This is a genomic window from Parvibaculum sp. (genome assembly GCF_002684405.1).
Classification (GTDB): domain Bacteria; phylum Pseudomonadota; class Alphaproteobacteria; order Parvibaculales; family Parvibaculaceae; genus Parvibaculum.
In genome coordinates this window covers 1-5987 of the sequence record NZ_NYVD01000029.1, presented here as the reverse complement: position 1 = coordinate 5987, position 5987 = coordinate 1, and the positions used below count along the sequence as shown (strand labels likewise).

The window sequence follows — 5987 nt, the reverse complement described above, 5'->3', positions numbered from 1 at the left end:
GATTTCAGTCCACGGCATATCGATCTCCTGTTAGTTCGCAAACCAACAGAATCATAAGCCGCTGAAATCACACACCTCTTTTTGGAACAGGCTCTTAGACCGAATAATTTCTCCGCTGTTCCCCGGTCATCTTTGAAGTCAATTTGACCAGGATGAACTGCGTTATTTCCCACCACGCGGACGTAGTCCAACGCCTGCTGAATACGGCTATCTAACCCCGCAGCAACAAGCTTCCTTATGTCATCGTTTATGTTCTTTCCGGATTGCCCTAGCTCTTTGCACAGCTTCTGGATAGCGAGACGCAACAATGCGGCAGCACCTCGCGGCGATAGATCAAGTATTGAACTCGCCTCGTCATAATCTCGTCTTATATCGTCAGGGAGGTCTGGATTTGGCTGCGGCGCTTCACCTTTTTTGGGATAAACAAGCGCATCAAATATCCATACTGAGATTTTTTTACAGCTAAAGCACGATGATATATTCAGGTTTGCAACTTGCTGTTGTTGAAGTCTATCAACTTGGGGCTCATCAAGAAAAGGCAGCCCCTCAGCCATCCGCGCTACGAACTCCTTCGCACGCTTCAACTTTTCCGGATCTTCAATGTGGCCAAAATCGAAATTACTAGCTTGGTCCTTATCGAAGAAAACCGGTAGGGGGCTGACCTGAGGCATCTTCTCCGCTCTTAAGCCAAACCAAAATTGCGTTGTCAAAACACCACAGTGCGGGCAATTAAAAGCAGTCTCGGCAATCGAGGGGCTAATATATTTCAATGCACAACTCCATTCTTTCGGATCATTGTAGTCGCGCCGTCGCTTCTCCTCTAGTGGCAGCTTGTTTCAATAATCGCCCCCATTTGCCCCCTCACCCCTCCCCGTGAGAGTCTGGGGGTGTGGCGGGGCTTGATTCGTCTTTTTGGGCGTTCGGGGGCCTGCCGCGCCTGCCTTTCGGCTCCGGGGGTTTTGTCGGGGCCCTGCCTGCTAGTCGAGTTTCAATTCCAGTCTCATGGCCTCCACCCTCGCAGCCCGGTCCGACGCGCGTGACGCCCTCGATGCGGGGGGCGATCTGAACGCCGCGAAATATGCCGTGCTGCGCGAGGTCTTCGGCTTCGACGGGTTTCGCGCAGGCCAGGAAGAGGCGGTGGATACGCTGCTGTCGGGCCGCAACCTGCTGGCCGTGATGCCGACGGGCGCGGGCAAATCTCTCTGCTTTCAGGTGCCGGCGCTGGTGAAGGGCGGGCTCACCATTGTGGTATCGCCGCTCGTCGCGCTGATGCAGGACCAGGTCTCGGCGCTGAAGCTGGCGGGCGTCGCGGCGGATGCGATCCATTCCGGCCAGTCGCGCGAGGACAATGTCGCCGTCTGGCGGCGCGCCGCTTCGGGCGAGCTGAACCTTCTCTATATGGCGCCGGAACGGCTGATGACGGAGCGCATGCTGGCGGCCATCGGCAAGCTGGACGTGTCGCTCTTCGCCATCGACGAGGCGCATTGCGTGTCGCAATGGGGCCCGGCCTTCCGCCCCGAATATGAAGATTTGCGCCGCTTGCGCGAGGTGTTCCCCGGCGTGCCCGTGGCCGCGCTGACCGCGACGGCGGATGAGGTGACGCGGGCCGACATCGCGCAGAAGCTGTTCGGCGGCGATGTGGACGTGCAGGTGCTGGGCTTCGACCGCCCGAACATTCAACTGAGCGTCGAAACCAAGACGAGCTGGAAGGACCAGCTGCTCGGCTTTCTGGACCGGCGCGGGAGCGATGTGGGTAACGGCATCATCTATTGCCTGTCGCGCAAGAAGACGGAAGAGACCGCCGCGCTGTTGCGCCAGAACGGCTATAACGCGCTGCCCTATCACGCCGGCATGACGAAGGAAGAGCGCGAGGCGAACCAGCGCGCTTTCATGGCGGAAGAAAACCTTGTCATGGTCGCGACCATCGCCTTCGGCATGGGGATCGACAAGCCGGATGTGCGCTTCGTGGTGCATGTGGATTTGCCGGGCAGCCTTGAGGCCTATTATCAGGAGATCGGCCGCGCGGGCCGCGACGGCGAACCGGCGGAAGCGCATATGCTGTTCGGGCCGGGCGACATTCGCATGCGGCGGAAATTCATCGACGACGAGGACGCAGGGCCGGAGCGCCAGCGCCGCGAACACCAGCGGCTGAACGCGCTGCTCGCCTACGCCGATGCGCCGCAATGCCGCCGCCGCATGCTGCTCTCCTATTTCGGCGAAACGGCAGCGCCTTGCGGCAATTGCGACAACTGCCTGAACCCGGCGGACCTGACCGACGGGACGGAAATGGCGATGTCCGCGCTCTCGGCCATTCGCGATACGGGCGAGCGCTATGGCGCGGCGCATATCATCGACATCATGCTGGGCGAGGAAACCGAAAAGGTGCTCGCGGTCAAGCATGACCGGCTGCCCGCTTTCGGCGAGGGCGCGCAGCTCAAGAAACCCGACTGGCAATCGCTGATCCGCCAGCTCGTCTCGGGCGGCTATCTGGAGGTCGATGTGGGCGGCTATGGCAGCCTCATCATCACCGCGCTTGGCGAGAAGCTCGCCGCGGGGGAAGAAGAGTTCCTCTATCGCGCAGACAGCCATGAAAAGAAGACGGCGAAACGCAAGCGCGTGAGCGATGCGGAAAAGCTGACGCCGGAAGAAGACCCGCTGTTCACGAAGCTGAAATCGCTGCGCCTCGACATCGCGCAGGAACGTGGCGTGCCGGCTTACGTGGTGTTTTCCGACAAGACGCTGATCGACATGGCCCGCCGCGCCCCGACGACGCGCGAAGCCTTTGCCGAGGTCCATGGCGTCGGCGCCGCGAAGCTGAAGGAATTCGCGGAGCCGTTTTTGGGGCTCATTCGCGACGCGGGATAGGCGTTTTCTTTTGCCCGTCATTGCCGGACTTGATCCGGCAATCCAGCGCATCACATGCCGCAGGCACCCTACTGGATGCCCGGGTCAAGCCCGGGCATGACAATGTGTAGGGCAAAAACAAAACCTCACCCCTACGGCTCCAGTTCGCTGTCCCAGTAGAGATAGTCCTGCCAGCTGTCGTGCAGATAGTTGGGCGGGAAGGAGCGGCCGTTTTTGTGGAGGTCGTTGACCGTCGGCCGGTAGGGATGCTGCATCGGCTCCATGCCCGCATCCTTCGGCATCTTGTTCGCCTTGCGCAAATTACAGGGCGCGCAGGCGGTGATGACATTGTCCCAGGTGGTCTGCCCGCCGCGCGAGCGCGGCACGACATGGTCGAAGGTCAGCTCGCCCCGGTCGCCGCAATACTGGCAGGTGAAGCTGTCGCGCAGAAACAGGTTGAACCGCGTGAAGGCGGGATGGCGCGCGGGCTTTACGTATGATTTGAGGGAGACGACGCTCGGCAGCTGCATCTCGAAAGAAGGAGAGCGCACGAAAGTGTCGTAGGAGGAGACGATGTTGACGCGGTCGAGGCAGACGGCCTTGATCGTGTCCTGCCAGGACCAGAGCGAGAGAGGGTAATAGCTGAGCGGACGATAATCCGCATTCAGCACAAGTGCCGGGCACGCTTCCGGAGTGGCAAACATCGCCTGCACACCGTCCTCCTTAAAGGGCGGGCCCGCCGCGGCTCAACCAGGTGGCCGCGAAGCGGTGGACCCCAGTGAATTAAGTTTACTATATATTGTGCAACGGCTTTGTGAAGCCACCGAAGGTGGATATTCCAACGGGCGCTTGGTAGTCCTGTTCGGCATACCAATATGTGAGCCCCGCCCCTTTCAAGCGCGCCCGCGCCCCGAGCTGCCCACGGAGTTCCCGATGCCCGACACAAAGAGCGAAACGCTGCGTTTCGCCCCCAGCCCGAATGGCTGGCTGCATCCGGGCCATGCCTATTCGGCGCTGTTTACCTGGGATATGGCTCGCGCCATGGATGCGCGCTTCATCCTGCGCATCGAGGACATCGATGTCGGCCGCTGCCGCCCGGAATACGAGCAAGGCATCTACGACGACCTCGCCTGGCTCGGCATCGACTGGGAAGAGCCGGTGCGCCGCCAGTCGGAACATTTTGCGGAATATGAGGCGGCGCTGAAAAAACTGCGCGACATGGGCCTCCTCTATCCCTGCTTTGCGACGCGCAAGGAAATCCAGGACGCGATCGCGCAAAGCGGTATCCCGCCGCGCCAATGGCCGCTCGACCCGGACGGCGCGCCCGTCTATCCCGGCCTCTACAAGGACATTCCCAAACGCCAGCTCAACGAGCTGATGTGGGAGGGCCGCTCCTATTGCTGGCGCATGGACACCGAAAAGGCCTGCGCCATGGCCGAGGAGATGAATGGCGGGCCGGTAACCTTCGTGGAGGAAGGCGTGGGCTCGCGCGGCGAACACGGCCTGATCCGCGCCCGCCCGCAGGCCTATGGCGATGTCGTGATCGGCCGCAAGGACGTGCCGACGAGCTATCACCTCTCCGTCACGCTGGACGATGCGCTGCAGGGCGTGACGCTGGTCACGCGCGGGCAGGACCTTTCGCCCGCCACCCATATCCACCGCGTGCTACAGGTGCTGCTGGGCCTGCCCGAACCGCGCTGGCACCATCATGAACTCGTCCGCGACGAGGACGGGCGGCGGCTGTCCAAGACCGCCCGGGATATGGGCCTGCGCGAGCTGCGCGCCCGCGGCGTCACGCCCGAAGAGGTGCGCGAGATGATCGGGCTTGCCGAGAGGGCGTGAAGGGCGAGACGGTCACCGGCACTCCCCTACCTCCCCCCTTTGAGGGGGAGGTCGACGCGCGAAAGCGCGGCGGGTGGGGGGGACCGGGCAGTAAAGACAATCGCCGGCACGGCGTTTGCCGCCTCCCCCCCTCCCTGACCCTCCCCCTCAAGGGGGAGGGGAAGTGATCGGAATGGCCCGCATCCTGCTGCGATCCTCGTGAACAGGCCGACCCGATCCCGAAGGGGAACGGTTCCGGCCCGATTTGATGCGAGGTGCAGGATATGACGAGCGCAATGGCCGATTCCGGGACGGCGAATCCCGTCCCAAAAGCGGAAAAATCCCGTTTCGGCTGGATCGATGCGGTGAAGGGCCTGACCATCAGCCTGGTGGTGATGGACCACACCACATGGGGCGTGGCCGCCACGCTCGGCACGCCGCCGGACGTTTTCAGCGATATTTCCGCCTTCGCCCAGCCCTTCCGCATGCCGCTCTTCTTCCTCGTGGCGGGTCTGTTCGCCTGGAAGGCGATCAACGGCCCGTGGCGCGATTTCCTCGACCGCAAGCTCCTGCATTTCGGCTATTTCTATCTGCTCTGGTCGGTGATCCAGATCGGTATCAAGATCGCCGTGCCGACCGGCGGCAACTGGACCACCAGCTGGGCCGATATGTGGATGATCCCGCTCCAGCCCTTCGGCGTGCTCTGGTTCATCTATGAGCTGGCGATCTTCTTTACGGTGCTTCGCGTCTTCCGCAAGGCGAACCCGGCCTGGATCTTCGCCGCCGCCATCGGCCTCTATTTCACCCAGATCGCGACCGGCTGGATGCTGCTCGACGAATTCGCCTGGCGCTTCATCTGGTTCGTCTCCGGCGTCTATGGCGCAAGCCGCATCTTCGAACTCGCCGCCTGGGCGCGCGGGAACAAGGCGCAGGCCCTCGGCGTCGCCGCGCTCCTCTATGCGACGGTCGCGACCGTGGTCTTCTCCGGCCTGATCGAGATCCGCGGGCTGGAACTGCTGATGGGCTATGCGGGCGGGATCGGTTCGATCCTGACGATTACCGTCTTGGCCGAAGCGGGGTTCGCAGGCGCGCTCTCCTTCATCGGCCACCGCTCGCTCTATATCTTCCTCGCCTTCTTCGCACCGATGGCCGCGATGCGGGTGGGGCTGGTGAAATTCGCCGGCTGGGAAAACGGCGACCTCATCACCATCGTCACTTTCGCGGTGGCGCTGGTGGGGCCGATCATCGGCTATGAAGTGCTGAAGCGGACGCCGCTTGCCTTCCTCTTCGTGCGGCCGGCCATGTTCCGCCTGAAGGACGAG

General features: G+C 62.1%; 5 protein-coding genes. 3 read left to right on the top strand and 2 right to left on the bottom strand.

Translation table 11 applies throughout. From position 1 onward, the window contains the following. On the bottom strand, window positions 1-770 hold a 770-nt coding region (locus CMI59_RS02535), incomplete at its 3' end, for a DUF4145 domain-containing protein (RefSeq protein ID WP_293324289.1). Window positions 771-1002: 232 nt separating this feature from the next. On the opposite strand from CMI59_RS02535, the gene recQ reads away from it, so the two are divergent. After that, window positions 1003-2865: a DNA helicase RecQ gene (gene recQ / locus CMI59_RS02530; protein WP_293324286.1), complete on the top strand. Its 1863-nt coding sequence runs from the start codon at window positions 1003-1005 to the stop codon at window positions 2863-2865. 131 nt (window positions 2866-2996) lie between these two features. Here recQ and CMI59_RS02525 read toward each other — a convergent pair whose 3' ends face one another. Next, window positions 2997-3548: an HNH endonuclease gene (locus CMI59_RS02525; protein WP_293324292.1), complete on the bottom strand. Its 552-nt coding sequence runs from the start codon at window positions 3546-3548 to the stop codon at window positions 2997-2999. A 229-nt stretch (window positions 3549-3777) separates the two neighbouring features. Here CMI59_RS02525 and gluQRS point away from each other — a divergent pair, with 229 nt between their 5' ends. Beyond that, window positions 3778-4686, top strand: coding sequence for a tRNA glutamyl-Q(34) synthetase GluQRS (gluQRS, locus tag CMI59_RS02520; protein WP_293324282.1), 909 nt, complete (start codon window positions 3778-3780; stop codon window positions 4684-4686). Between the two features lie 275 nt (window positions 4687-4961). Then, window positions 4962-5987, top strand: a 1026-nt coding sequence (locus CMI59_RS02515) for an acyltransferase family protein (protein ID WP_293324279.1), incomplete at its 3' end; no start/stop codon positions are given.

Excerpts from the sequence above, each read along its gene's own strand:
- recQ (WP_293324286.1), top strand. The coding sequence starts at position 1,003 with ATGGCCTCCACCCTCGCAGCCCGGTCCGACGCGCGTGACGCCCTCGAT.
- CMI59_RS02525 (WP_293324292.1), bottom strand. The coding sequence starts at position 3,548 with ATGTTTGCCACTCCGGAAGCGTGCCCGGCACTTGTGCTGAATGCGGAT.
- gluQRS (WP_293324282.1), top strand. The coding sequence starts at position 3,778 with ATGCCCGACACAAAGAGCGAAACGCTGCGTTTCGCCCCCAGCCCGAAT.